This window comes from Streptomyces flavalbus (assembly GCF_042674625.1).
Taxonomy (GTDB): domain Bacteria; phylum Actinomycetota; class Actinomycetes; order Streptomycetales; family Streptomycetaceae; genus Streptomyces; species Streptomyces flavalbus.
In genome coordinates this window covers 1,453,939-1,478,216 of sequence record NZ_JBHTEB010000001.1, presented here as the reverse complement: position 1 = coordinate 1,478,216, position 24,278 = coordinate 1,453,939, and the positions used below count along the sequence as shown (strand labels likewise).

25 protein-coding genes are annotated in these 24,278 nt (G+C 71.4%); 21 read left to right on the top strand and 4 right to left on the bottom strand.

What is annotated here, in order from left to right:
* Positions 1 to 12: 12 nt before the first annotated feature.
* Genes ACFQZ6_RS06500 through prcA form a run of 4 tightly spaced genes read left to right on the top strand, consistent with a single transcriptional unit; the run spans position 13 to position 2,476 of the window.
* Complete coding sequence (locus ACFQZ6_RS06500; RefSeq protein ID WP_376731621.1) at positions 13 to 231, top strand: ubiquitin-like protein Pup; 219 nt, start codon at positions 13 to 15, stop codon at positions 229 to 231.
* Positions 232 to 263: 32 nt separating this feature from the next.
* A complete protein-coding gene (locus ACFQZ6_RS06495; RefSeq protein ID WP_381605521.1) occupies positions 264 to 857 on the top strand; it encodes an endonuclease VII domain-containing protein in 594 nt (197 codons plus the stop codon).
* Positions 809 to 1,654: a proteasome subunit beta gene (prcB, locus tag ACFQZ6_RS06490; protein WP_381605519.1), complete on the top strand. Its 846-nt coding sequence runs from the start codon at positions 809 to 811 to the stop codon at positions 1,652 to 1,654. Before ACFQZ6_RS06495 ends, prcB begins: the two co-directional genes overlap by 49 nt.
* A gap of 60 nt (positions 1,655 to 1,714) precedes the next feature.
* Entirely contained in the window at positions 1,715 to 2,476 is a 762-nt protein-coding gene (gene prcA / locus ACFQZ6_RS06485; RefSeq protein ID WP_381605516.1) for a proteasome subunit alpha, read from the top strand.
* Positions 2,477 to 2,553: 77 nt separating this feature from the next.
* On the opposite strand, the gene ACFQZ6_RS06480 is transcribed toward prcA, so the two are convergent.
* Entirely contained in the window at positions 2,554 to 3,567 is a 1,014-nt protein-coding gene (locus ACFQZ6_RS06480; protein WP_381605514.1) for a LacI family DNA-binding transcriptional regulator, read from the bottom strand.
* A 92-nt stretch (positions 3,568 to 3,659) separates the two neighbouring features.
* Between ACFQZ6_RS06480 and ACFQZ6_RS06475 the strand changes: the two genes are divergently transcribed.
* From ACFQZ6_RS06475 to ACFQZ6_RS06395, 17 genes are all read left to right on the top strand, one after another.
* Entirely contained in the window at positions 3,660 to 4,919 is a 1,260-nt protein-coding gene (locus ACFQZ6_RS06475; RefSeq protein ID WP_381605512.1) for an MFS transporter, read from the top strand.
* A 9-nt stretch (positions 4,920 to 4,928) separates the two neighbouring features.
* Entirely contained in the window at positions 4,929 to 6,290 is a 1,362-nt protein-coding gene (gene pafA, locus ACFQZ6_RS06470; protein WP_381605510.1) for a Pup--protein ligase, read from the top strand.
* Between the two features lie 145 nt (positions 6,291 to 6,435).
* A complete protein-coding gene (locus ACFQZ6_RS06465) occupies positions 6,436 to 7,437 on the top strand; it encodes an FKBP-type peptidyl-prolyl cis-trans isomerase (protein WP_381605508.1) in 1,002 nt (333 codons plus the stop codon).
* Between the two features lie 127 nt (positions 7,438 to 7,564).
* Positions 7,565 to 7,936: an FKBP-type peptidyl-prolyl cis-trans isomerase gene (locus ACFQZ6_RS06460; RefSeq protein WP_381605506.1), complete on the top strand. Its 372-nt coding sequence runs from the start codon at positions 7,565 to 7,567 to the stop codon at positions 7,934 to 7,936.
* 119 nt (positions 7,937 to 8,055) lie between these two features.
* Positions 8,056 to 9,033 carry a helix-turn-helix transcriptional regulator gene (locus tag ACFQZ6_RS06455; RefSeq protein ID WP_381605504.1) on the top strand — a complete coding sequence of 326 codons (978 nt, stop codon included), beginning with the start codon at positions 8,056 to 8,058 and terminating at the stop codon, positions 9,031 to 9,033.
* A gap of 19 nt (positions 9,034 to 9,052) precedes the next feature.
* Positions 9,053 to 10,192: a helix-turn-helix transcriptional regulator gene (locus ACFQZ6_RS06450; protein ID WP_381605502.1), complete on the top strand. Its 1,140-nt coding sequence runs from the start codon at positions 9,053 to 9,055 to the stop codon at positions 10,190 to 10,192.
* A 41-nt stretch (positions 10,193 to 10,233) separates the two neighbouring features.
* Positions 10,234 to 10,521, top strand: a complete 288-nt coding sequence (locus ACFQZ6_RS06445; RefSeq protein ID WP_381605500.1) for a hypothetical protein — start codon at positions 10,234 to 10,236, stop codon at positions 10,519 to 10,521.
* Positions 10,522 to 10,530: 9 nt separating this feature from the next.
* Positions 10,531 to 10,725: a hypothetical protein gene (locus ACFQZ6_RS06440; RefSeq protein ID WP_381605498.1), complete on the top strand. Its 195-nt coding sequence runs from the start codon at positions 10,531 to 10,533 to the stop codon at positions 10,723 to 10,725.
* Between the two features lie 322 nt (positions 10,726 to 11,047).
* Entirely contained in the window at positions 11,048 to 11,332 is a 285-nt protein-coding gene (gene tatA, locus ACFQZ6_RS06435) for a Sec-independent protein translocase subunit TatA (RefSeq protein WP_360218339.1), read from the top strand.
* A 47-nt stretch (positions 11,333 to 11,379) separates the two neighbouring features.
* Positions 11,380 to 12,333, top strand: a complete 954-nt coding sequence (gene tatC, locus ACFQZ6_RS06430; protein WP_381605495.1) for a twin-arginine translocase subunit TatC — start codon at positions 11,380 to 11,382, stop codon at positions 12,331 to 12,333.
* A gap of 31 nt (positions 12,334 to 12,364) precedes the next feature.
* Positions 12,365 to 13,255, top strand: coding sequence for a diacylglycerol kinase (locus tag ACFQZ6_RS06425; protein WP_381605493.1), 891 nt, complete (start codon positions 12,365 to 12,367; stop codon positions 13,253 to 13,255).
* A gap of 57 nt (positions 13,256 to 13,312) precedes the next feature.
* Positions 13,313 to 16,162 carry a DEAD/DEAH box helicase gene (locus ACFQZ6_RS06420; protein ID WP_381605491.1) on the top strand — a complete coding sequence of 950 codons (2,850 nt, stop codon included), beginning with the start codon at positions 13,313 to 13,315 and terminating at the stop codon, positions 16,160 to 16,162.
* A gap of 313 nt (positions 16,163 to 16,475) precedes the next feature.
* Positions 16,476 to 18,176, top strand: a complete 1,701-nt coding sequence (locus tag ACFQZ6_RS06415) for an ATP-binding protein (protein WP_381605489.1) — start codon at positions 16,476 to 16,478, stop codon at positions 18,174 to 18,176.
* Entirely contained in the window at positions 18,176 to 18,580 is a 405-nt protein-coding gene (locus ACFQZ6_RS06410) for a roadblock/LC7 domain-containing protein (RefSeq protein ID WP_381605487.1), read from the top strand. Before ACFQZ6_RS06415 ends, ACFQZ6_RS06410 begins: the two co-directional genes overlap by 1 nt.
* Positions 18,577 to 19,023 carry a DUF742 domain-containing protein gene (locus ACFQZ6_RS06405; RefSeq protein ID WP_381605485.1) on the top strand — a complete coding sequence of 149 codons (447 nt, stop codon included), beginning with the start codon at positions 18,577 to 18,579 and terminating at the stop codon, positions 19,021 to 19,023. Before ACFQZ6_RS06410 ends, ACFQZ6_RS06405 begins: the two co-directional genes overlap by 4 nt.
* Positions 19,004 to 19,624 carry a GTP-binding protein gene (locus ACFQZ6_RS06400; RefSeq protein WP_381605483.1) on the top strand — a complete coding sequence of 207 codons (621 nt, stop codon included), beginning with the start codon at positions 19,004 to 19,006 and terminating at the stop codon, positions 19,622 to 19,624. Before ACFQZ6_RS06405 ends, ACFQZ6_RS06400 begins: the two co-directional genes overlap by 20 nt.
* 56 nt (positions 19,625 to 19,680) lie before the next feature.
* Positions 19,681 to 21,156, top strand: coding sequence for a cytochrome P450 (locus tag ACFQZ6_RS06395; protein ID WP_381605481.1), 1,476 nt, complete (start codon positions 19,681 to 19,683; stop codon positions 21,154 to 21,156).
* 21 nt (positions 21,157 to 21,177) lie between these two features.
* Here the strand turns inward: ACFQZ6_RS06395 and ACFQZ6_RS06390 are convergent, their stop codons facing one another.
* The 3 genes from ACFQZ6_RS06390 to ACFQZ6_RS06380 form a co-directional block, all read right to left on the bottom strand.
* On the bottom strand, positions 21,178 to 22,143 hold the full coding sequence (locus ACFQZ6_RS06390) for a pseudouridine synthase (protein WP_381605479.1): 966 nt from the start codon (positions 22,141 to 22,143) through the stop codon (positions 21,178 to 21,180).
* A 34-nt stretch (positions 22,144 to 22,177) separates the two neighbouring features.
* Entirely contained in the window at positions 22,178 to 23,020 is an 843-nt protein-coding gene (locus ACFQZ6_RS06385; RefSeq protein ID WP_381605477.1) for a siderophore-interacting protein, read from the bottom strand.
* 171 nt (positions 23,021 to 23,191) lie between these two features.
* Positions 23,192 to 24,121 carry a 5'-3' exonuclease gene (locus tag ACFQZ6_RS06380; RefSeq protein WP_381618109.1) on the bottom strand — a complete coding sequence of 310 codons (930 nt, stop codon included), beginning with the start codon at positions 24,119 to 24,121 and terminating at the stop codon, positions 23,192 to 23,194.
* Positions 24,122 to 24,278 lie beyond the last annotated feature (157 nt).

Sequence of the window (24,278 nt, the reverse complement as noted above, 5' to 3'; positions counted from 1 at the left end):
GGGGTGAGGGTTATGGCGACCAAGGACACCGGCGGCGGCCAGCAGAAGGCGACGCGCTCCACCGAGGAGGTCGAGGAGCAGTCGACCGAGGCACAGGGGTCGGAGGACCTCAAGGAGCGGCACGAGAAGCTGAGCGATGACGTGGACTCCGTCCTGGACGAGATTGACGACGTCTTGGAGGAGAACGCCGAGGACTTCGTTCGGTCATTCGTTCAGAAAGGCGGCGAATAACCTTCGAATCGAAGGTTATTCGGGGGGTTCGGTTGGGGAGCGGCGAGAAGGCGAAGCGCTGTGTGCGGTGTGGCGAGTGGAAGCCGTACACAGCCTTCGCGCGCAAGCGGTCCAACCTGGATGGGTTGCAGCGGCACTGCCGGGACTGTGCATCGGAGTATCACCGGGCGCGGCAGCAGACACTTGGGCGGAAGGTCCGACCCAAGGTGGAGGTGCCCGAGGGGTACAAGCTCTGTCTGAAGTGCGGAGAGATCAAGCCGCACAGCGAGTGGCACCGCAACGCAACCGCTTCCGACGGGCTGTCGACGCGCTGCAAGACGTGTCGAGCCGCCGAGGGGCGCGCAGGACATCTCAAGCGCCACTACGGCCTCACCGAAGCCGAGCGCGACGAGATGGTCGCCTCCCAGATGGGGCTCTGCCCGATCTGCTTGGCCGCCCCCGCTGTGCATGTGGATCACTGCCACAAGACGGGTAGGGTCCGTGGCGTACTGTGCTTCAACTGCAATTCCGGCCTCGGCCTGTTGAGGGACAACCCCGAAGCGATGAACCGAGCTGCCGATTACCTGGAAGGAAACGCGTGGAAGCCAACACTCGTAGCACCGGGCGTCTACCAGCTGCCTTCCTGACGCCTGGGTCCTCCTCCTTCATGGACTTCCTGTCCGAGCACCAGCCGGAGCTGCTGCCGGGCAAGCGGCAACTCCCGCCCACGCAGGGCGTGGTGGAGGCGCCGCACGGGACCACGATCGTGGCCGTGACGTTCCCGGGGGGCGTCGTCCTCGCCGGTGACCGCCGCGCCACGATGGGGAACGTGATCGCCCAGCGCGACATCGAGAAGGTCTTCCCGGCCGACGAGTACAGCGCCGTCGGCATCGCCGGCACGGCGGGTCTGGCCGTGGAGATGGTCAAGCTCTTCCAGTTGGAGCTGGAGCACTTCGAGAAGGTGGAGGGCGCCCAGCTCTCCCTGGAGGGCAAGGCGAACCGGCTGTCGACGATGATCAGGTCCAACCTGGGCATGGCGATGCAGGGCCTGGCCGTCGTCCCGCTGTTCGCCGGGTTCGACGTGGACCGGGGCAAGGGGCGGATCTTCTCCTACGACGTCACCGGTGGCCGTTCCGAGGAGCAGAACTTCGCCGCGACCGGCTCGGGCTCGATCTTCGCCCGCGGTGCGATGAAGAAGCTGTTCCGCGCCGACCTGACCGAGGACGACGCGACGACGCTGGTGGTGCAGGCCCTGTACGACGCGGCTGACGACGACTCGGCGACCGGTGGTCCCGATGTCGCCCGCCGGATCTACCCGATCGTCACCGTGATCACCGAGGACGGCTTCCGCAGGCTCACCGAGGAGGAGTCGTCGCAGATCGCCCGCTCGGTGCTGGAGCGGCGCCTTGAGCAGCCCGACGGCCCGCGGGCCGCGCTGCTGTAGGCGGCGGCCGGTTCTTGTGAGGGTGATCCAGTGACTTCCACAGAAAGGGACGGATAACCGGTGTCGACGCCGTTCTATGTCTCACCTCAGCAGGCCATGGCCGACCGGGCGGAGTACGCCCGCAAGGGCATCGCCCGGGGCCGCAGCCTGGTCGTGCTCCAGTACGCCGACGGCATCGTGTTCGTCGGCGAGAACCCGTCCCGCGCGCTGCACAAGTTCAGCGAGATCTACGACCGGATCGGCTTCGCCGCCGCCGGTAAGTACAACGAGTACGAGAACCTCCGCATCGGCGGCGTCCGGTACGCGGACCTGCGGGGTTACACCTACGACCGGGACGACGTCACGGCCCGTGGCCTCGCCAACGTCTACGCCCAGACGCTGGGCACGATCTTCTCCTCGGCGGCCGAGAAGCCGTACGAGGTGGAGCTGGTCGTGGCCGAGGTGGGGGAGACGCCGGACGGGGACCAGATCTACCGGCTGCCGCATGACGGTTCGATCGTGGACGAGCACGGCTCGGTCGCGGTCGGCGGCAACGCCGAGCAGATCAGTGGCTATCTGGATCAGCGCCACCAGGACGGCATGACCCTCGCGGAAGCCCTGAAGCTGGCGGTGCAGGCGCTGTCGCGGGACACCAACGGGACGCAGCGGGAGATTCCCGCGGAGCGGCTTGAGGTGGCGGTGCTGGACCGTACGCGTCCGCAGAAGCGGAAGTTCAAGCGGATCACCGGCGGTCAGCTTTCGCGGCTGCTGGCGGCTGACGCGGGCGCGGGCGTGGACACGGAGGCGGCTGCCGACGACTCGTCCGGGTCCGAGGAGGAGTAGCCCTTCCGAGCCGAAAAGAACGCCTGGAAGACGTCCTGTGCCCCGGCCGCCCCTGTGCGGCCGGGGCACAGGGCGTTTCAGGTGGCGCGTGGTGGGGCCGTGGAAGCGCGGACGACGAGGCGGACGGGGATGTCGCCGTGCTCGGGTTCGCGGCCGTCCAGGACGGCGAGGAGGGCGTGCATCCCGCGTTCGCCGAACAGCTCGGCGTCGAGGTGGACGGTGGTGAGTTCCGGGTCGATGGCGGTGGCGAGGGCGAGGTCGTCGAGGCCGGTCACGGAGATGTCGTCGGGGATGCGGAGCCCGAGGCGGCGCAGCGCCTTGTAGGCGCCCGCGGCGAGTTTGTCGTCGTCGCAGACGACCGCGGTGGGCCGGGGGTCGGCGGTGAGGGCGGCCTCGGTGGCGGTGAGGGCGGCGTCGATGGAGAGGGGGGCGCGGGTGGTGCGCAGGGTGGTGCCGGGAACGGTGTCGAGCCGTTTGGCCAGTTCGCGGGCGCGGACGTCGAAGGTCCAGGAGGGGACGTCGGCGGCGAGGTGCAGGAAGGCGCGGTGGCCGAGGCCGAGGAGGTGGTCGGCGATCTGGTGGACGCCGTCGGCGATGTCGAGGTTGACGGTGGTGGCGCCGTGGCTGCCGTGGGGGTCGCTGTCGAGCATGACGAGGGGGAGCTGGTCGCCGCGGAGGGCGGTGAGGGCGTCGGCGGCCATGGAGGAGGCGATGACGCCGTCGAGGGCGGCCTGGGCGGAGTGGAAGGGGTCCTTGGCGGGGCCGATGCCCTCGGGGGAGGGGTAGAGGACGACGCCGAATCCGTGTTCGGCGGCGACCCGGGCTGCGCCGGTGTAGACACCGGCGAAGAATTCCGTGGTGAGGGCGGGGACGACGAGGAGGACGGTGCGGGTGTGTCCGAGGCGGAGGTTGCGGGCGGCGAGGTTGGGCCGGTAGCCGAGGTCGAGGGCGGCCTGCCGGACGCGCTGGGCGGTGGTCTCGGAGACGCGTCCGCGCCATTTGTCGCCGAGGACGAGGGAGACGGCGGCCTGGGAGACGCCGGCGGCCTGGGCGACGTCCCGGCTGGTGGGTCGGGTGCTGCCTCGTGCCACCGTGGGCCTGCTCTTTCGTCTGGACGTGTGAACTGGGCACATGGTACGTATGACAGCGGACGTTATACGTAAAACCTCGGGAAGGGCGGGTCATGGCCGCGGGATACCTGGAGATCCTCAGGGCGCAGCACGCCGCCCGGTTGCTGGTGGGCACGCTGGTCGGCCGGTTGCCGAACGCGACGGCGGCGATCGCGATCGTGCTGTTCATCCGCGCGGAGGGCGGCACGTACAGCCTGGCGGGGGCGCTGGCGGCGGTGTACGGCGTGGCGAACGCGGTGGGGCAGCCGGTCCTGGGGCGGCTGTGCGACCTGTACGGGCAGCCGCGGGTGCAGTTGCCCGCGGCGGTGCTGTCGGCGCTGGCGATGGTGGCGTTCGCGCTGACGGGCACGGAACTGCTGGCGCTGTCGTACGCCGCGGTGGCGGCGGCGGGGTTGTTCACGCCGCCGTTGGAGGGCGGCTTGCGGGCGCTGTGGCCGAGTGTCCTCCGCAAGGAGGAGCAGGTGCACACGGCGTACGCGATGGACGCGGTGGCGCAGGAGGTGATGTTCACGGTCGGCCCGCTGCTGGTGACGCTGTGCGTGTCACTGTGGTCGGCGCGGGCGGCGCTGGTGGTGCTGAGCGTGATCGGGGTGCTGGGGGCGCTGTCGGTGGTGGTGTCGCCGCCCTCGCGCGCGTGGCGGTCGGCGCCGCGGGAGGCGCACTGGCTGGGCGCGCTGCGCTCGCGCGGGCTGCTGGTGCTGCTGGCGGCGTTCTTGTTCATCGGGGTGGCGCTGGGGTCGATCACGGTGGCGGCGGTGTCGTACGCGGACGATCACGGGGGTGACGTGGTGTACGGCTGGCTGATGGCGGGGCTCGGTCTGGGCGCGCTGCTGGGCGGCACGGTGTACGGGGCGCGGCAGTGGGTGGGTCCGCCGGAGCGGCGACTGCGGGGTCTGGTGGCCCTTCTGGCGGTGTGTTACGTGCCGCTGACGCTGTTGCCGGGTCCGGTGGCGATGACGGCGTTGTCGGCGCTGGCGGGGGTGTTCCTGGCGCCCGCGATCGCGTGCGCGTTCGTGCTGGTGGACCGGCACGCGCCGCGCGGGACGGTGACGGAGGCGTTCTCGTGGCTGGTGACGACGTTCACGGTGGGCGCGTCGGTGGGGACGGGGGTCGCGGGGCCGGTGGTGGAGTGGGGCGGGGCGCTGTGGGGTTTCGCGGTGCCGGGTGTGGCGGGGGCCGTGTCGTTGCTGGTTCTGCTGGCCGCGCAGGGGGTCCTCGCAGTTCCCGCCAGGGGCGGGGTCGTTGCGGCTTCATCGGAAAATGATCCAAATCGTGCCGCCGAACCCCGTTTCAGTTCAGGGGATCGGGCGTAATGTTCAGTCATGGACCGCCGCATTTTCGGGCTGGAGAACGAGTACGGCGTCACGTGCACGTTCAGGGGACAGCGCCGTCTGTCGCCTGACGAGGTGGCGCGGTACCTCTTCCGCCGTGTCGTGTCATGGGGCCGCAGCAGCAATGTCTTTCTGCGGAACGGCGCCCGCCTCTATCTCGACGTGGGCTCACATCCGGAATACGCGACACCCGAATGTGACAACGTGACCGAGCTGGTCACCCACGACAAGGCTGGCGAGCGCATTCTCGAAGGTCTTCTGGTGGACGCGGAGCGACGCCTGCACGAGGAGGGAATCGCGGGCGACGTCTACCTGTTCAAGAACAACACCGACTCGGCGGGCAACTCCTACGGGTGCCATGAGAACTATCTGGTGGCGCGGCACGGGGAGTTCTCGCGGCTGGCGGACATCCTGATCCCGTTCCTGGTGACGCGGCAGTTGCTGTGCGGTGCCGGGAAGGTGCTCCAGACGCCGCGGGGCGCGGTGTACTGCGTGAGTCAGCGGGCGGAGCACATCTGGGAGGGTGTGTCGTCGGCGACGACGCGTTCCCGGCCGATCATCAACACGCGTGACGAGCCGCACGCGGACGCGGAGCGTTACCGCCGTCTGCATGTGATCGTCGGCGATTCGAACATGTCCGAGACGACGATGCTGCTGAAGGTCGGCGCGACCGATCTGGTGCTGCGCATGATCGAGGCGGGCACGGTGATGCGCGATCTGACGCTGGAGAACCCGATCCGGGCGATCCGTGAGGTCAGTCACGACATCACCGGGCGCCGCAAGGTGCGGCTGGCGAGCGGCCGGGAGGCCTCGGCGCTCGAGGTGCAGCGGGAGTACTACGAGAAGGCCGTGGACTTCTGCGAGCGGCGCGGCATCCGCACCGGCACGGTGGAGCAGGTGCTGGAGCTGTGGGGCCGCACGCTGGACGCGATCGAGACCGAGGACCTCGACCGGATCGGCACCGAGATCGACTGGGTGATGAAGTACAAGCTGCTGGAGCGGTACCGCGCCAAGCACAACATGACCATGTCGCACCCGCGGGTGGCGCAGATAGACCTCGCGTACCACGACATCCACCGCCGTCGTGGGCTGTACTACCTGCTGGAGAGGAAGGGTCAGGCGGCGCGGATCTGCGACGACTTGAAGATCTTCGAGGGCAAGTCGGTGCCGCCGCAGACCACTCGGGCCCGACTGCGGGGTGACTTCATCCGGCGGGCGCAGGAGCAGCGCCGGGACTTCACGGTCGACTGGGTGCACCTGAAGCTGAACGACCAGGCGCAGCGGACGGTGTTGTGCAAGGACCCGTTCCGTTCGGTGGACGACCGGGTGGAGAAGCTGATCGCCGGGATGTGAGGGGCGGCTCGCGCGGTCCTCGGTTTCGCCGAGACTGGCGCGGAACGCCACACGAGCGCCGTACGTTTCACGTACGGCGCTCTTCTCACGCCGTAGAGTTGCGCGCACGCCATCCACAAGATCGACCGATTATGAGGCCCCCACCGTGCGCCGACGCTCACTTCTCATCGCCGTTCCCGCCGGACTGGCCACGCTCGCCGCTTGCGGCGACGAGGACTCGGACTCCGGCAAGGCCAGCGACAGCGCGTCGCCGACGGACGGCAACACGTCCGAGGCCCCCGCGCCGAAGATCGTCGACGGTCCGCTGCCCAAGGTCACGGCGGGCACGAAGTTCGACGAGAAGCCGACGGTGGACAAGGGCTCGGGTGACCCTTCGGACCAGCTCGCGGTGCGGACCCTGATCGCGGGCGGGGGCCGCACGGTCGCGGAGGGCGACTACGTCCAGGCGAACTACCTGGGCCAGGTGTGGGACACCGCGAAGGTGTTCGACAACTCCTACGACCGCAAGACGCCGCTGGTGATCCAGCTCGCCCAGGGCAGCATCATCGACGGCTGGCGCTACGCCCTGACGGGGAAGAAGGCGGGCAGCCGGGTCCAGTTCTCGGTCCCGCCGACGTGGGGGTACGGCGAGAGCGGCAACGAGAACGCGGGCATCAAGGGCACGGACACGCTGGTCTTCGTGGTCGACCTGCAGAACACGTTCAACGCGAAGAGCTCCGCCGAGGGCACGGACGTCGCCCAGGACAACGTGGACGTGCCGAAGGTCGGCACCAACAAGGACGGCAAGGCGCCGTCGATCGAGGTCCCGGACGCCGAGGCGCCGAAGGACCTGGTGGCGAACTACGTCATCGAGGGCGACGGCCCGGAGGTCGGCGCGGAGGACAGCGTGCTGGTGCAGTACAAGGGCGTGCTGTGGGACGGCGGCAAGGAGTTCGACTCGACGTACGGCCGCAAGGCGCTGACGTCGTTCTCGCTCCAGCAGGTCGTCAAGGGCTGGGCGCAGGGCCTGACCGGCAAGAAGGTCGGCAGCCGGGTGCTGATCGTGATCCCGCCGAAGCTGGGGTACGGCGACCAGCCGCCGAGCGGCAGCGGCATCAAGAAGGACTCCACGCTGGTCTTCTCGGTGGACATCCTCGCCAAGATGTGACGACCCCCGGGGTCCCGGTCGGCCGTGGCGCGGGGCGGCGCTGGCCCCGCCCTGCGGGGCGGGTGGCGGGCGGGGATGAAAGACTGGTGCGTGTTGCCTTGTTCGCACACATGCAGGAGCTAGAGACGTGAGCATCGAGAAGCCCGAGATCGACTTCCCGGGCGGCGAGCCCCCGGCGGACCTTGAGATCAAGGACATCTGGGAGGGTGACGGGCCGGTCGCCAAGGCGGGCGACACCGTCGCCGTCCACTACGTGGGCGTCGCGTTCTCCACCGGCGAGGAGTTCGACGCCTCCTGGAACCGCGGTACGCCGCTCACGTTCCAGTTGGGCATCGGCCAGGTCATCGCGGGCTGGGACCAGGGCGTGCAGGGCATGAAGGTCGGCGGTCGCCGCCAGCTCGTCATCCCGCCGCACCTGGCGTACGGCGACCGGGGTGCCGGTGGCCGCATCGGTCCGGGTGAGACGCTGATCTTCGTCTGTGACCTGGTGTCGGTCTGACCGCGGTCGACCATGTGGGGTCCATGCCCGTCCGGGCATGGACCCTCGGCTTTTGTCCGGGTGCCGTGGAGCGGTACGGTCATCGGTCGGAAGCACCATAGGGAAGGCGAAGGGCGTCGATGGCCATTGCCAAGGCCGAGCGGCTGATGAATCTGGCGCTGTGTCTGCTCGGGACCAGGCGGCCACTCAGCAAGCGGGAGCTGCGCGACTCCATTGAGGCCTACGTCGAGGCCGTCAGGCCGGGCGGAGGGGCGGCGGGGGCCGACGACGCCTTCAACCGGATGTTCGAGCGGGACAAGGACGATCTGCGCGAGCTGGGCCTGGTCATCGAGACCGTGGAGAGCGTGGACGGCGAGGTCGGCTATCTGGCGCGCCGGGACAGCAACCGGCTGCCGCCGATCACCCTGGACGCGGAGGAGGCCGCCGCCCTCGGCCTGGCGGCGAAGGTGTGGCAGCAGGCCCGTCTCGCGGGCGCGGCCAGCGGCGCCCTGCAGAAGCTGCGCGCGGCGGGGCTGCCCGAGGACGTCGACCCGTACGAGGCGCACGGCGCGCTGGAGCCGCGCATCCCGGTGCACGAGGCGGCGTTCGAGCCGCTGATGCTGGCGTGCCGGGACCGCCGTCCCGTCGTCTTCGACTACCGCAAGGCGACCGCCGCCCGTCCCGAGCCCCGGCACGTGGAGCCGTGGGCGCTGGAGTGCTGGCGCGGCCACTGGTACCTGGCGGGCTTCGACCGGGACCGGGGCGCGGAGCGGGTGTTCCGGCTGTCGCGGATCACCGGCCGGGTGCGCACCCGCAGCGGCCGGTACGTCGCGCCCGTCCCCGATGTGGTGACGGTGCGGGAGACGGTCGCGAGCTGGGCGGGGGAGATCGCGGACCGCACGGCCCGCATCCGGTTGCGTTCGGGGTCGGGTTACCCCTTGCGGGCGAAGGCCACGTCGGTGCGGGAACTCGGCGACGGCTGGGACGAGTTGGAGATTCCGTACGGGCACGGTCTGGACGCCTGGCTGGTGGAGTTCGGGCCGGATGTGGTGGTCCTGGAACCGGCGGAGCTGCGGGCCGACGTGGTGGACCGGCTGCGTGCCGTGGCCAAGGGCTGAGGGGGAGCGGAGAAAGACAGTGGCTGGCAAACCGGTCAGGCCCGTGAACGCCATCGACCAGACCCGGCGGATGCTCTCCCTGGTGACGTATCTGCGGGAGCGCCCCGGCGCGCGCGTGGAGGACGTCGCGCGGGCCTTCGGGATCACCGAGGACGAGCTGATCTCCGACCTCGACGTGCTGCCCCTGTGCGGGACGAGCTTCCGCGGCGGTGATCTGCTCGACATCGACACCGACGGCGAGCGGATCTGGTGGCACAATCCGGCGGCGCTCGGCGCGGAGGCCGCCGAGCCGCTGCGGCTGGCCGCCGACGAGGCGACCGCGCTGCTGGTCGCGGCGCGCGCGGTGGCCACGCTGCCGGGGCTGCGCGAGGGCGACCGGCAGGCGCTGCTGCGGGCGACGGCCAAGGTGGAGGCGGCGGCGGGGGAGGCGGCCGGGGCCAGCTCTCGGCTGTCGGTGACGTTCGAGTCGGAGGGCGGGGTCTTCGCGGACGTCGACCGGGCGATCTCGGAGCGGCGCAGGCTGTGGATCCGCTACTACTCCCCGGCCCGCGACGAGGTCACCGAGCGGGAGATCGACCCGATCCGGCTGGTCAGCGTCGGCCACACCTATGTCGAGGGCTGGTGCTACCGCTCCGAGGCGCGGCGCACGTTCCGGCTCGACCGGGTCGCCGAGATCAAGGTCCTGGACGAGCCGTCGGCGCCCCCGGAGGTGGAGCTGCGGGACCTGTCCGAAGGGCTGGTGCAGCCCGCGGCGGAGGACCCCGAGGTCGTCGTCGAGGTCGGTCCTGGCGGGCGCTGGGTCGCGGAGTACTACCCGCACGACAGCGCCGATGAGCTCTCCGACGGCGGGCTCCGTATCACCCTGCGCACCCCCGACCCGGCGTCGCTCAGGCGGCTGGCGCTGCGGCTCGGGCGGGACGGCCGGATCGTCGCCCCGCGCGAGCTGGCCGAGAGCGCCCGCCGGGCGGCCCGGGAGGCGCTGGCGGCGTACGACGGCGTCGACGCGGAGACCGCGCGCAACGCGGAGACCGCGCGGAACGCGGAGACCGCTGGGAACGCTGAGCGGGCTGAGCGCGCGGTGAAGGCTGAGCGCGCGGCGAAGGCTGAGCCCGCGGAGACCGCTGAGCCCGCGCCCGGCGCGACGCCGGGTGGGGTATGACAGACGCACGACGGCCGGTACGACAGGCAGGAGCGAGGACTGTGAGCGAGTCGGCGACGTCCGGGGCGCGCGGCATGTCGGTGGCCGCCGCGTTCGCCGGGATGCGGAGCGTGGCCCCCGTGGTGTTCCGGGCGGGCTGCCCGGACTGCCGGGGCCGGTTCGAGCTGGCGGCGAGCGCGCTGCGCCTCGCGATCGGCGCGAGCAGCCGTACGACGTTCTACTCCTTCACCTGCCCCGACTGCGGCACCCTGGTCCGCAAGCCCGCCGGTGAGCGCATCGTGGAGCTGCTCACCGGCGGCGGGGTGAGCACGCTGCGGCTGACCCTCTAGGCTCGGCGCATGTTCTGGGCGATGTGCGCGGTGGCGTTGGGCTTTGCGGGACTGCTGGTGCTCGGGGTGCTCGCGGTGCGGGTGTTCCTGGAGGCCGAGCGGCTGGGTCGGCAGGTCGCCGACTCGGCGCGCCGGGTCAACCGGGCCGCGGAGGACCTGGAGCGCGCGGCGACGAGCGCGGCCCGCTCGGCGGACGCCCTGTGAGGCGCTGACCGCGCGAGGTGGGGCGGTTGTCCAGGTTGGCTAGGGATGCGCTGGGTATCCGCTAGACCGCCCCTGTGAGTCCCGCCGTGCGGGACGTTTCGGGGTGCTTCGCCCTGTCAACTTGCCCCACCCGGCAGGTACGCTGCTGGTCGCGGCCCGGTAAACGAGGCCCGGACCGCGGCCGGGAGTACGCACGGGGATTGCCTCACGTTCACCCCTGAGCGTTACGATCGCTGACGAGCACGCTCGGTCGGACACCTGTCCGACCGGTCGGACAACACAGCACCCCACCCAAGCCGCCTCGGTGAGAAGGTAAAGACTTATGTTCGGAAGGCTCGGAGCCCCCGAGATCATTCTCATCCTCGTCGTCATCATCCTGCTGTTCGGCGCGAAGAAGCTTCCGGACATGGCCCGCTCGCTCGGCAAGTCCGCGCGCATCCTGAAGAGCGAGGCCAAGGCGATGAAGGAGGACAAGTCCTCCGCCCCGGCCGACCCGCCGCAGCCCGACGACCAGCAGGGCCCCGCTCAGCGCATCATCCAGGCCGCGCCCGGCGACGTGACCAGCTCCCGCCCGGTCACCGAGCCGACGGACACGACCAAGCGCTGACGCAGGGCCGGTGACCTCCGGCCCCCCGCACGAGATGGGAACGTGGGTTGCTGAAGCCTGCCCGCAAGAAGGAGAAGGATCCGGAGGGGCGGATGCCCCTCGCGGAGCACCTCCGTGAGCTACGCAACCGGCTCGCGAAGGCGCTGCTGGCGATCGTCCTGGTGACGATCGTCGCCGCCTTCTTCTACAACGACATCATCAACTTCTTCACCGAGCCGATCCTCAAGTCGGTCGGGTGCTCCAAGTCGTTCGAGGAGCTGGCTCGCTCCACGGACAAGAGCGAGCCGTGCGCGCAGATCACCATCAACGGTCTGCTCACGCCGTTCACGCTCGCCCTCAAGGTCTCCCTGATGGCGGGTGTGGTGCTGGCCGCCCCGGTCTGGCTGTACCAGCTCTGGTCGTTCGTCGCGCCCGGTCTGCACCGGCACGAGAAGAAGTACGCCTACGCGTTCGTCGCCACCGGCTTCCCGCTCTTCCTCGGCGGCGCCTTCTTCGCCTACAAGGTGCTGCCCACCACCGCGAAGGTGCTGATCGAGTTCACGCCGTTCGGCGTCGACAACCTGCTGCCGCTGGACGACCTGCTCGACCTGGTCACGCGCATGGTCGTCGTCTTCGGCCTCTCCTTCGAACTGCCGCTGCTGCTGGTCATGCTGAACTTCACCGGCGCCATCACCGGCAGGCGGATGCTCGGCTGGTGGCGCGCCATGATCATGGGCATCACCGTCTTCGCGGCCATCGCCACACCCAGCACCGACCCGCTGACCATGCTGGCGCTGGCCGGTCCGATCTGGGTGCTGTACTTCGCCGCCGTGGTCGTCTCGCTGGTCAACGACCGCCGCAGGCGCCGCCGTGAGGCCCTCGGCCCCGCCGACGACGAGGCCTCCGAGCTGGACCTCACGCCCGAGGACATCGGCGAGGCCGAGCCGGTCACCAGCGGCCGGGCCACGCTGCCCGAGCAGGCGAGCACGGACCGGGTCAACGGTTATGACGACGTGACCTGAGGATCCGCGGTCGGCTCATAGGGTCACTCCCGTGAGCAGCGAGATCACCATCGTCGTCAACCCCACCGCGGGACGCGGCCGGGGCGCCCACGCGGCGCGACCGGCCGCTTCCGCTCTGCGGGCCGCCGGGTTCCAGGTGCGTACGGTCGTCGGGAGCAGCGCCGCGGACGCCCTCACGCGCGCGCGTGCCGCCGTCGCGGAGGGCACCGGCGCGCTCGTCGCGGTCGGCGGCGACGGCATGGTCAACCTGGCGCTCCAGGCCGTGGCGGGCACCCGCACCCCGCTCGGCGTGGTCGCCGTCGGCACCGGCAACGACTTCGCCCGCACCCTGGGCCTGCCCATACGCGACCCGGCCGCCGCGGGCCGGATCACCGCCGACGCCCTGAAGGGGGCACGGCTGCGGGACGTCGACCTCGGCCGGGTCGGCGACCACTGGTTCGGCACCGTCCTCGCCTCCGGGTTCGACTCCCGCGTCAACGACCGCGGCAACCGGATGCGCTGGCCCGCCGGGCGGCTGAAGTACGACCTCGCGATGCTGGCCGAGCTGGCCGCGTTCCGGCCGTTCCCGTACCGGATCACCCTGGACGGCGGCGAGACACGGGAGATCGAGGCGACGCTGGTGGCGGTCGGCAACGGGGCGTCGTACGGCGGCGGGATGCGGATCTGTCCCGGCGCCGACCCCACCGACGGGCTGTTCGACGTCACCGTGGTCGGGGACTGCGGCCGGGCGACGCTGCTGCGGGTGTTCCCGTCGGTGTACCGCGGCGGGCACGTGCGCCACCCCAAGGTGAGCGTGTACCGGGCGGCCCGCGTCGAGCTGGCCGCCGACGGCGTCACCGGGTACGCCGACGGGGAGCCGCTCGGGCCGCTGCCGCTGACCGCCCGGTGCGTGCCCGGCGCCGTCCGCATCGTGGGCCCTTGACCGTCGTACGGCCCTGAACTGGGCGGATCGCCCGATTCCCGGCCGTGGATCCCGATAATGATCGTCCTGTTGTCAGTGGGGCCCGGTACGCTCGAAAGTACGATGACAGAGGATCTCTCACCGGCCGAGCGGTACGCGGCAGCCCGCAAGCGGGCCGTCGAGCAGGCCACCGCGCTCGCGTCCTTCCGCGAGATGTACGACTTCGGCCTCGACCCCTTCCAGATCGAGTCCTGCCAGGCGCTGGAGGCGGGCAAGGGCGTCCTGGTCGCCGCGCCCACCGGCTCCGGCAAGACGATCGTGGGGGAGTTCGCCGTCCACCTCGCCCTGCTCCAGGGCAGGAAGTGCTTCTACACCACCCCCATCAAGGCGCTGTCGAACCAGAAGTACGCCGACCTGTGCCGCCGTTACGGCGCCGAGAAGGTCGGCCTGCTCACCGGCGACAACAGCGTCAACTCCGACGCCCCGGTGGTCGTGATGACCACCGAGGTGCTGCGGAACATGCTGTACGCGGGCTCCCAGACCCTGCTGGGCCTGGGCTACGTGGTCATGGACGAGGTGCACTACCTCTCCGACCGCTTCCGTGGCGCGGTCTGGGAAGAGGTGATCATCCACCTGCCCGAGTCGGTGACGCTGGTGTCACTGTCGGCGACGGTCTCCAACGCGGAGGAGTTCGGTGACTGGCTGGACACCGTCCGCGGTGACACCGAGGTGATCGTCTCCGAGCACCGGCCGGTGCCGCTGTTCCAGCACGTGCTGGCCGGGCGGCGGATGTACGACCTGTTCGAGGAGGGCGAGGGGCAGAAGAGGGCCGTCAACCCCGACCTGACGCGGATGGCGCGGATGGAGGCCACCCGGCCGTCGTACCAGGACCGCCGCCGGGGGCGCGCGATGCGCGAGGCCGACCGGGAGCGGGAGCGGCGGCAGCGCGCGCGGGTGTGGACGCCGAGCAGACCGGAGGTCATAGAGCGGCTCGACGCCGAGGGCCTGCTGCCCGCGATCACCTTCATCTTCAGCCGCGCCGCCTGTGAGGCCGCCGTCCAGCAGTGCCTGTACGCGGGGCTGCGGCTCAACGACGACGAGGCGCGGGCGAAGGTGCGCGCCCTGGTGGAGGAGCGCACCGCGTCGATCCCCGCCGAGGACCTGCACGTCCTCGGCTACTACGAGTGGCTTGAGGGCCTGGAGCGGGGGATCGCGGCCCACCACGCGGGGATGCTGCCGACCTTCAAGGAGGTCGTGGAGGAGCTGTTCGTCCGCGGACTGGTGAAGGCCGTGTTCGCCACCGAGACGCTGGCGCTGGGCATCAACATGCCCGCGCGGTCGGTGGTGCTCGAGAAGCTCGTGAAGTGGAACGGCGAGCAGCACGCCGACATCACCCCGGGCGAGTACACGCAGCTCACCGGTCGGGCCGGGCGGCGTGGCATCGATGTCGAGGGCCACGCGGTGGTGCTGTGGCAGCGGGGGATGAGCCCGGAGCACCTGGCGGGGCTCGCGGGCACCCGCACGTATCCGCTGCGGTCCAGCTTCAGACCGTCGTACAACATGGCGGTCAACCTGGTTGAGCAGTTCGGGCGGCACCGGTCGCGGGAGTTGCTGGAGACGTCGTTCGCGCAGTTCCAGGCGGACCGCTCGGTGGTCGGGATCTCCCGGCAGGTGCAGCGCAACGAGGAGGGCCTGGAGGGCTACAAGGCGTCCATGACCTGCCACCTCGGGGACTTCGAGGAGTACGCGCGGCTGCGCCGGGAGCTGAAGGACCGGGAGACCGAGCTGGCCCGGCAGGGCGCGGCGCAGCGGCGCGCGGAGGCGGCGGTGGCGCTGGAGCGGCTGAAGCCGGGCGACGTGATCCACGTGCCGACCGGGAAGTACGCGGGTCTTGCGCTGGTCCTCGACCCGGGGCTCCCGGCGGGGCGTTCCAACGGGCACCGCGGCTTCGAACACCACGACGGTCCGCGGCCGTTGGTGCTCACCGCCGAGCGGCAGGTCAAGCGGCTGGCGTCGATCGACTTCCCGGTGCCGGTGGAGGCGCTGGAGCGGATGCGCATCCCGAAGTCGTTCAACCCGCGCTCCCCGCAGTCCCGTCGGGACCTGGCGTCGGCGCTGCGCAGCAAGGCCGGGCACATCCCGGCGGAGCGGGCCCGCAAGCGGCGTTCGGCGGCGGCCGACGACCGGGAGATCGCGCGGCTGCGGGCGGCGCTGCGGGCGCACCCCTGCCACGGGTGCAACGACCGTGAGGACCACGCCCGGTGGGCGGAGCGGTACCACCGGCTGCTGCGGGACACCTCGCAACTGGAGCGGCGGATCGAGGGCCGCACCAACACCATCGCGCGGACCTTCGACCGGATCGTGGCGCTGCTGACCGAGCTGGACTACCTGCGGGACAACGAGGTCACCGAGCACGGCAAGCGGCTGGCCCGGCTCTACGGCGAGCTGGACCTGCTGGCCAGCGAGTGCCTGCGCGAGGGCGTCTGGGAGGGCCTCGGGCCCGCCGAACTCGCGGCGTGCGTCTCGGCGTTGGTGTTCGAGGCGCGGGTCTCGGACGACGCGATGGCGCCGAAGCTGCCGTCCGGTCAGGCGCGGGCCGCGCTGGGGGAGATGGTGCGGATCTGGGGGCGTCTCGACGCCCTGGAGGAGGAGTTCCGCATCACCCAGACCGAGGGTGTCGGGCAGCGCGAGCCGGACCTCGGGTTCGCCTGGGCGGCGTACATGTGGGCCAGCGGCAAGGGGCTCGACGAGGTGCTGCGGGAGGTGGAGATGCCCGCCGGTGACTTCGTGCGCTGGTGCAAGCAGGTCATCGACGTGCTGGGGCAGATCCAGGCGGCGGCGCCCACCGGGTCGACCGTGGTGAAGAACGCCCGCAAGGCCGTGGACGCCCTGCTGCGGGGCGTGGTCGCCTACTCGTCGGTGGGCTGACGGGGCTGATCGTCACCGGGGGTGTCCGTCCGAGCGGCGGGCACCCCCGCGTCATGCGCGGGCGGTCGTACGCCCGTATGCGATCACGATGGGTGTTCGATTAGCTGCGCTGTGTGCAAATGTGATTGAGGGTACTCCTGTCACGCGCGGTGTTTCAGGCGGACGCGGAATGTGACACGGCGATGATCCGGTCGGGCTAAGCTCGCCCGCAGCGCGCCGAGTTGAGACGTATTCGGGCGTTTGTTCCCCATGAGTCCTGAAGGTTCAGGATGCCCATGAACCGTCCCCCCGCTGATCTGTCTTAGAGGCCCACATGGTGAGTGTCCAACCCCCTCCCCTACGGCGTGACCTGCCCGAAGCGCGCGTCCTGCTGGTACCGGCCATAGTGATGGCGGCGGCGACCGGGGCCGCCGTCGCCCTGGTGGTGCCCTCCGCGCGGATCGTGGTCGGCGCGTGCGGCGCCGTCGCCGTGGTGCTGCTGCTCGCGGTGTCCGCCGTGGCCGTGCGGCGCGGCCGGGTGGTGCGCAACGTACAGGCCGAGCACACCCACTACGCCGCCTACCTGGAACGCCGGTGGGCCGCCCAGCACGACGTGCTGGCCCGCTTCACCGACGACATCATCCCCGCCGCGTTCGAGAAGCTGAAGCAGGGCGAGTCCCCCCGCGAGGCGCTCCGCCAGCTCAAGGAGGAGGACGAGCGCTTCCTGTACCTCCCCGGACCGCTGGAAGTCCTGCTGAAGCGGGTCCTGTTCATCGTGGACACGGAGGACGCCATCCGCGACTCCCTGGCCCGCTCCTTCGTCGACGTCGCCCGCCGCATCCAGGCCCTCATCCACCAGCAGGCCCGCGAACTGCGGGAGATGGAGGAGGACCACGGCACCAACCCCAGGGTCTTCGACGACCTGCTCCGCGTCGACCACGGCACCTCGCTGATGGGGCGCCTCGCCGACACCGTCTCCGTCCTCGGCGGCGGCCGTCCCGGCAGGCAGTGGCCGCTGCCCGTGTCGCTCTACAGCGTCCTGCGCGGCGCGATGTCCCGCATCCTGGAGTACCGCCGGATCGCCCTGAGCAACGTCGCCCGGATCAGCGTCAAGGGCATCTACGTCGAGCCCGTCATCCACGCCCTCGCGGAACTGTTCGACAACGCCACCCGCTACTCGCCCCCCAAGTCGAAGGTCCACGTCTCCGCGGTCGCCGTGCAGACCGGCGTCGCCATCGAGATCGAGGACGGCGGCGTCACCTTCAACGAGGAGACCCGCGCCCGCTGCGAGTCGATGCTGGAGCGGGCCATGCAGGGCATCGACATCCAGGACCTCGACCAGACGCCCCGCCTCGGCCTCGCCGTCGTCGGCCGCCTGTGCAAGTCCTACAACATGCAGGTCTCGCTGCGCCCCTCGGCGTACGGCGGGGTCCGCGCCGTACTCGTCGTCCCGCACGCCCTGCTCACCACCGAACGCGGTGTCGGCCTCGCCCACGGCATCGGCGCCACCTCGCTGCCCATCCTCGCCGAGGAGATCGGCCCGGGACCCAAGCGGCCCCCCAAGAAGCGCCGCCCCTCCAGCCCGAAGAAGGTCCCCACGACGGCCCTCCACCTGGAGGAGGAGGAAGCCGCCGCCGCCACGGCCCGCGGCATCCCCGCCGCCATCGACGTGCCGCCGCCCCCGCCGCCCTCGGAGGACGACGACCCCATCGTCACCGAGTGGACGTCCACCGGTCTGCCGCAGCGCCGCAGCAAGGTGGTGGTACCGCCGCACGAGCTGCGCAGGCGCGCCTACATCGCCCAGGCCGAGGAGCAGGCCGCCGCCGAGAAGGCCGCGCGGGAGGGCCGGACCCTGCCGGAGCCCGAACCCGAGCCGAAGAAGGACGAGCAGCCCCCGCCCGGGCTCTGGGTCGAGGCCTTCTTCGAGGGGCTGAAGCGCGACCCGTCCGAGTACGAGTCCGAGTCCACCCCCGGGCCGACGGAGGAGCCGGTCCGTGCCGAGACCGAGGCCGCAGACGAGAGGGATCCCAAGTGATGGAGTACCGACCGAACCTCGACTGGATGCTCACGGACCTCGCCAAGAGCGTGCCCGGCATCCAGATGATCGTGGTGCTCTCCGCCGACGGGCTGCGCATCGCCCGTCAGGGCGGCGACCCCGACGCCGGGGACCGGGTCGCCGCCGCCTGCGCCGGACTCCAGAGCCTGGCCGGGGCCCTCGCCGACGAGATCGTCAGCAGTGACGGCGAGATGCGCATGATCCTCATCGAGGTCAACGGCGGCTACTTCTACCTGATGGCCGCCGGTCCCAACGCCTACCTGGCGGTGCTCTCCGACATCCGGTGCGAACCCGGGATGATGAGCTCCCGGATGCGCGACCTCGTCGCCCGGCTCGGACCGCACCTGACCAGTCCGCCGAGGCGGAACGGGAAGGTCGTATGACTCCTCCGAAACGCCAGCGGCGCCACCCCCGGAAGCAGGAGCCGCCGCCCCAGCGGCCGCCGGAGCCCGCCGAGGGCGAGGGCGATGACGACGACCGGCCCGAACCCGAACGCCTGTTCGTGATCGGTGGCGGGGACGGCACCGAGGACGGCGGCGCGGACGGCGCGCGCGGGGACCTCGACCTGGTGACCTTAGTGGTGGCGCACGCAGAGCCGGAGTCCTCCGCTCCCCCCGAGCAGGCGGCGGTGCTCAGGCTGTGCGTCGCCCCCCTGTCCGTGGCCGAGATCTCGGCCTACCTGGCCCTGCCGTTCAGCGTCGTGTCCGTGCTGCTCACCGACATGCTGACGGCCGGACTCGTCCAGGCGCGCGCCCCGATCGTCCGCCAGGCACTACCCGACCGTTCCATCCTCGAAGCGGTGATGCATGGACTTCAAAAGCTCTGACGCCGTCCCCGGCCCCCGCGCCGAGGACCATCTGCCGCACACGGCGAAGGCCGCGGTGAAGATCGTGATCGTGGGTGGCTTCGGGGTCGGCAAGACCACCATGGTCGGCTCGGTCAGCGAGATCAAACCGCTGACCACCGAGGAGACCATGACGCAGGCGGGGGTCGGCATCGACGACGACCGCCGCAACGACGACAAGACGGCCACCACCGTGGCCATGGACTTCGGCCGCATCAGCATCACGGACGAACTCGTGCTGTACCTCTTCGGCACCCCCGGCCAGGAACGCTTCTGGTTCCTGTGGAACGGGCTGTTCGAAGGCGCGCTCGGCGCGGTCGTCCTGGTCGACACCCGGCGCCTCCAGGTCAGCTTCGAGGTGATGGGGCGGCTGGAGGAGCGCGGCGTGCCGTTCGTGGTGGCCGTCAACACCTTCCCCAACGCGCCCCGTTACCCCCTCGACGAACTGCGCATCGCGCTCGACCTGGCACCCGAGATCCCCATCGTGGAGTGCGACGCCCGGCGCCGCGCCTCCAGCCGGGACACGCTGATGATCCTCATGCGGTTCCTGCACGACATCGTCATGAGCCGCCAGCTCACCTGACGGGACCGCCCCGTACCCCGTACGCCCCGTGTACGAGTTCTCGAAAGCGACTCGCTGTGATGCCTGAATCCCCAACCCCGGCCGGTACGGACGACGCCCTGCTCAGTCCGCCCCCCGGCTGCCCCGCGCACGCCTTCGGCCCCCAGGGGGTGCGTCGGCTCTACGGCCCGGACGCCGACGACCTGCGGTCCCTGTACGAGGAACTCCGTGAGGAACACGGGCCGGTGGCGCCGGTGCTGCTGCCCGACGACGTACCGATGTGGGTGGTCCTCGGCCACGCCGAGAACCTGCAACTGGTGCGCTCACCCACGCAGTTCTCACGCGACAGCCGGATCTGGACCCCGCTGCGGGAGGGCCGGGTCAAGCCCGACCACCCGCTCATGCCGCACATCGCCTGGCAGCCGATCTGCTCGCACTCCGAGGGCGACGAACTCCTGCGGCTGCGCGGCGCCGTCAACGGCGCCCTGTCGACCATCGAGTTCCGCGCGCTGCGGCGGCACATCAACCGCTTCAGCCAGATGCTCGTCAACCGCTTCTGCGAGGAGGGCGAGGCCGACCTCGTCAGCCAGTTCGCCGACCACCTGCCGATGGCCGTGATGTGCGAGATCCTCGGGATGCCCGAGGAGTACGGCGACCGGATCGTGCACGCCGCCCGCGACATGCTCAAGGGCACCGAGACCGCCATCGCCAGCAACCAGTACATCGTCGACGCGCTGGGGCGGCTCGCCACCCGGCGGCGCGCCCACCCCGAGGACGACTTCGCCAGCCATCTGATCACCCACCCCGCCGGGCTCTCCGACGAGGAGGTCCGCGAACACCTCCGGGTGGTGCTCATCGCCGCCTACGAGGCCACCGCCAACCTGCTCGCCAACGTGCTGCGGATGGTCCTCACCGACTCGCGGTTCCGCAACCGGCTCAACGGCGGGCAGCTCACCGTGCCCGAGGCGGTCGAGCAGTCGCTGTGGGACGAGCCGCCGTTCAGCACCGTCTTCGCCTACTTCGCCAAGCAGGAGACCGAGCTGGGCGGCCACCGCATCCGGCGCGGCGACGGCCTGCTGTTCGCGCCCGCCCCCGGCAACGTCGACCCCAAGGTGCGGCCCAACCTGCGGGCCGGGATGAAGGGCAACCGCGCGCACCTCGCCTTCGGCGGCGGACCGCACGAGTGCCCCGGGCAGGACATCGGCCGCGCCATCGCCGACGTCGGCGTGGACGCGCTGCTGCTGCGGCTGCCGGACGTGGAGCTGGCCTGCGAGGAGGACGAGCTGCGGTGGTCGGAGTCCATCTCCTCGCGCCACCTGCTGGAGCTGCCGGTGTACTTCGAGCCGCGGGAGCCGCAGGACGTGCTCCAGAAGCCCGCCCTCAACGCCGTCCCGCAGCAGCGCGCTAGCTGGGACCTCAGCACCAGCGAGGCCGACGCCACCCAGACGCCGTCCCGGCCGACGGCACCCACGGAGCTGCTCCAGGCCCCGCAGAGCCCGGCCCGCCCGGACGGGGTGTGGCGGCGGCTGGTGCGGTGGTGGCGGGGGTACTGACGGGTGCCGGGGGTACGGCGGTCAGCCGGCCGCCGTACCCGTCGCCCACGCGTCGGGGGACGACCAGGCGTCGAGCGTGCGGCCGGAGCGGAAGCGGTGCGGCGTGCCGGTCACCGGGTCGGTGAACTCCAGCTCCCGCGCCAGCAGTTGGAGGGGCCGCTGGAAGTCGTCGGGCGACGTCGGCGGCGCCACCTCCGGGTAGAGGGGGTCACCCAGGATGGGCAGGCCGAGGGCGCTCAGGTGGACGCGGAGCTGGTGGGTCTGGCCGGTGGCGGGCAGCAGCCGGTAGCGGGCCAGCCCGGCACCGGCGCGGGTCTCCAGCAGCTCGATCCGGGTGACCGCGTTCGGGGCGCCCCCGACCTCCCGCGCGGTCAGCGAGCCGCGCTCCTTCACGATCCGGCTGCGCACCGTCCGCGGCAGCGTGAGCCCCGGATCGTACGGCGCCACGGCCTCGTACTCCTTGCGCACCAGCCGGTCGCGGAACAGGGTCTGGTAGGCGCCGCGTTCCGCCGGGCGGACCGTGAACAGCACCAGGCCCGCCGTCAGCCGGTCCAGCCGGTGCGCCGCGCTCAGCGTGGGGACGCCGAGGTCGCGGCGGAGCCGGGCCAGCGCGGTCTCGGTGACATGGCTGCCGCGCGGGGTGGTGGCCAGGAAGTGCGGCTTGTCCACGACGACGAGGTGCTCGTCCCGGTACACCACCGGCAGCGGGAACGGCACCGGCACCTCCGCGGGCAGCTCCCGGTGGAACCACACGTACGCCCCCGGCGCGTACGCCGCGTCCGGGCGCACCGGCCGTCCGTCCGCGCCGACGATCAGCCCGGCGGCGAGCATCGCGTCGATCACGCCGGGGCCCGCGCCGGTGAGGCGGGCGACCAGGTAGTCCCGCACGGTGTCCCAGAGGCCCTCGGCGGGCAGCCGCACCCGCACCGGATCGACTCCGGCGCGCTGGGGGAGCGGGGCGGGCGGGGCGGGGGTCCTGCGTCTCATCGTGGGTCGACGTACGAGGCGGTGTGCCGTGCCGTCACGCGGTCGCCGTGCCCTCCTGCTCGGCCTCCACCCGGGCGTTCCACTCCCGCTTGGACTCCTGCCAGCCGTCCTCGTTGTGGCCGAGGCGCCAGTAGCCGGAGATGGAGAGGTCCTCGCGGGGCACCTGGTGGTCGACGCGGAGCAGTCGCCGGATCTCCTTCACCCAGCCCGCCTCGCCGTGCACGAAGGCGTGGACGCGGCCCTCCGGGAAGGACAGCGCGCGCACCGCCTCGACCAGCGCGGCGCCGATCGGCCGGTCACCGCGGTGCAGCCAGACCACCTCGGCGTCGGAGTCGATCTTCTGCTCCTCCTCGGGCCCGGCGACCTCCACGAAGGCGCGCACGCTGGCGCCGTCGGGCAGCGCCTCCAGGGCCGCCGCGACGGCGGGCAGGGCGCTCTCGTCACCGACGAGCAGGTGCCAGTCGGCGTCCGGGTCGGGGGCGTAGGCGCCGCCCGGGCCCAGGAAGCGGATGGTGTCGCCGGGACGGGCGCGGATGGCCCACGGTCCCGCCAGGCCCTCGTCGCCGTGCAGCACGAAGTCCACGGTCAGCTCCCGCACCTCGGCGTCCCAGGCGCGCACGGTGTAGGTGCGGGTCACCGGCCACTGCTCGCGCGGGAACTCCTCGCGGATGCGCTGCACGTCGAACGGCTCGGGGTAGCTCACGCCCGGCGCCGGGAACAGCAGCTTCAGGTAGTGGTCGGTGCAGGAGCCCGCCGAGAAGTCGGCCAGTCCGTCGCCGCCGAGGACCACGCGCTGCATGTGCGGAGTGAGCCGTTCGGTGCGAACGACCTGCGCGGAGTGGACCCTGCGCGGCTTGCGGGCCGGACGTTCTGCCATGGCGGCCTCCCTGCTGTCCCATGCTTAGGTTTACCTAAGCTAGCACCTCCCCGCGGTGCGGACCTCTTGTGTCCCTCCGGGGGGCGCCTCGCGCACGGAACCCATGGATTCACTTCCCGTGCGGACGGCACCGGCCGCCACCGGCGTGCGCGGCGCGAGCGGGGGCCCGCCTCAGGCTCTGAGCGTGGCCAGCAGGCGCTCCAGGGAACCCCCGAGGTTCCAGTGCTCCGCCAGCTCGGTGAGCCCGGCCGGGTCGCGCGGGGCGCGCGGCAGCGCGGGGTCGACCTCGGGCAGCGGCACGTCGTCCGCGACCTTGACCACCTTCGGCGCGACCTCCACGTAGGGCCGGGCCTCGGTCAGCCGCTTGCGCTGCGACGGGGTGAGCCTCGCCCTCGGGTCGTCGACGGCGGCCATGATCCCGGCCAGGTCACCGAACTCGGCGAGCAGCTTGGCCGCGGTCTTCTCACCGATGCCGGGCACGCCGGGCAGCCCGTCGCTGGGGTCGCCGCGCAGCAGCGCCAGGTCCGCGTACCCGGGGCCGTCGACGCCGTACTTCTCGCGCAGCACCGACTCGTCGGTGATCTGGAGGGTGCCGACGCCCTTGAGCGGGTACAGCACCCGCACCCCGCGGGCGTCGTCCACCAACTGGTACAGGTCGCGGTCGCCGGTGACGATGTCGACCGGGAGCGCGGCGCGGGCGGTGAACGTGCCGATCACGTCGTCCGCCTCGTAGCCCGCCACGCCCACGCGGGCGATGCCGAGCGCGTCGAGGACGGCCTCGATGACCGGGACCTGCGGGGCGAGGGTGTCGGGCACCTCCTCCTCGTCCGGCCCGCCCTCGTGCTCCTCGGCGACGCGGTGCGCCTTGTAGGAGGGGATGAGGTCGACGCGCCACTGCGGGCGCCAGTCGGCGTCCATGCAGGCGACCAGCTCGGTGGGGCGGTGGTCGCGGACCAGGCGGTCGATGAATTCCAGCAGGCCGCGCACGGCGTTCACCGGGGTGCCGTCCATGGCTTTCACGGACTCCGGCACACCGAAGTAGGCGCGGAAGTAGAGCGAGGCGGTGTCGAGGAGCATCAGTCGTCCGGTCACGCCCCGCATCATGCCGCACCCCACTGACAACGCCCCCCGACGCCGGTCCCCGGCGTGCCCGCCGACACCCCGGGCACCCCCTGTGAACTGGGCCACTTGTGTGTTTGGGGGTGGTGGGCAGGGGCAGGCGCCGCCGCGGAGCCGCGCCGGTTGCTCATTCAACTGT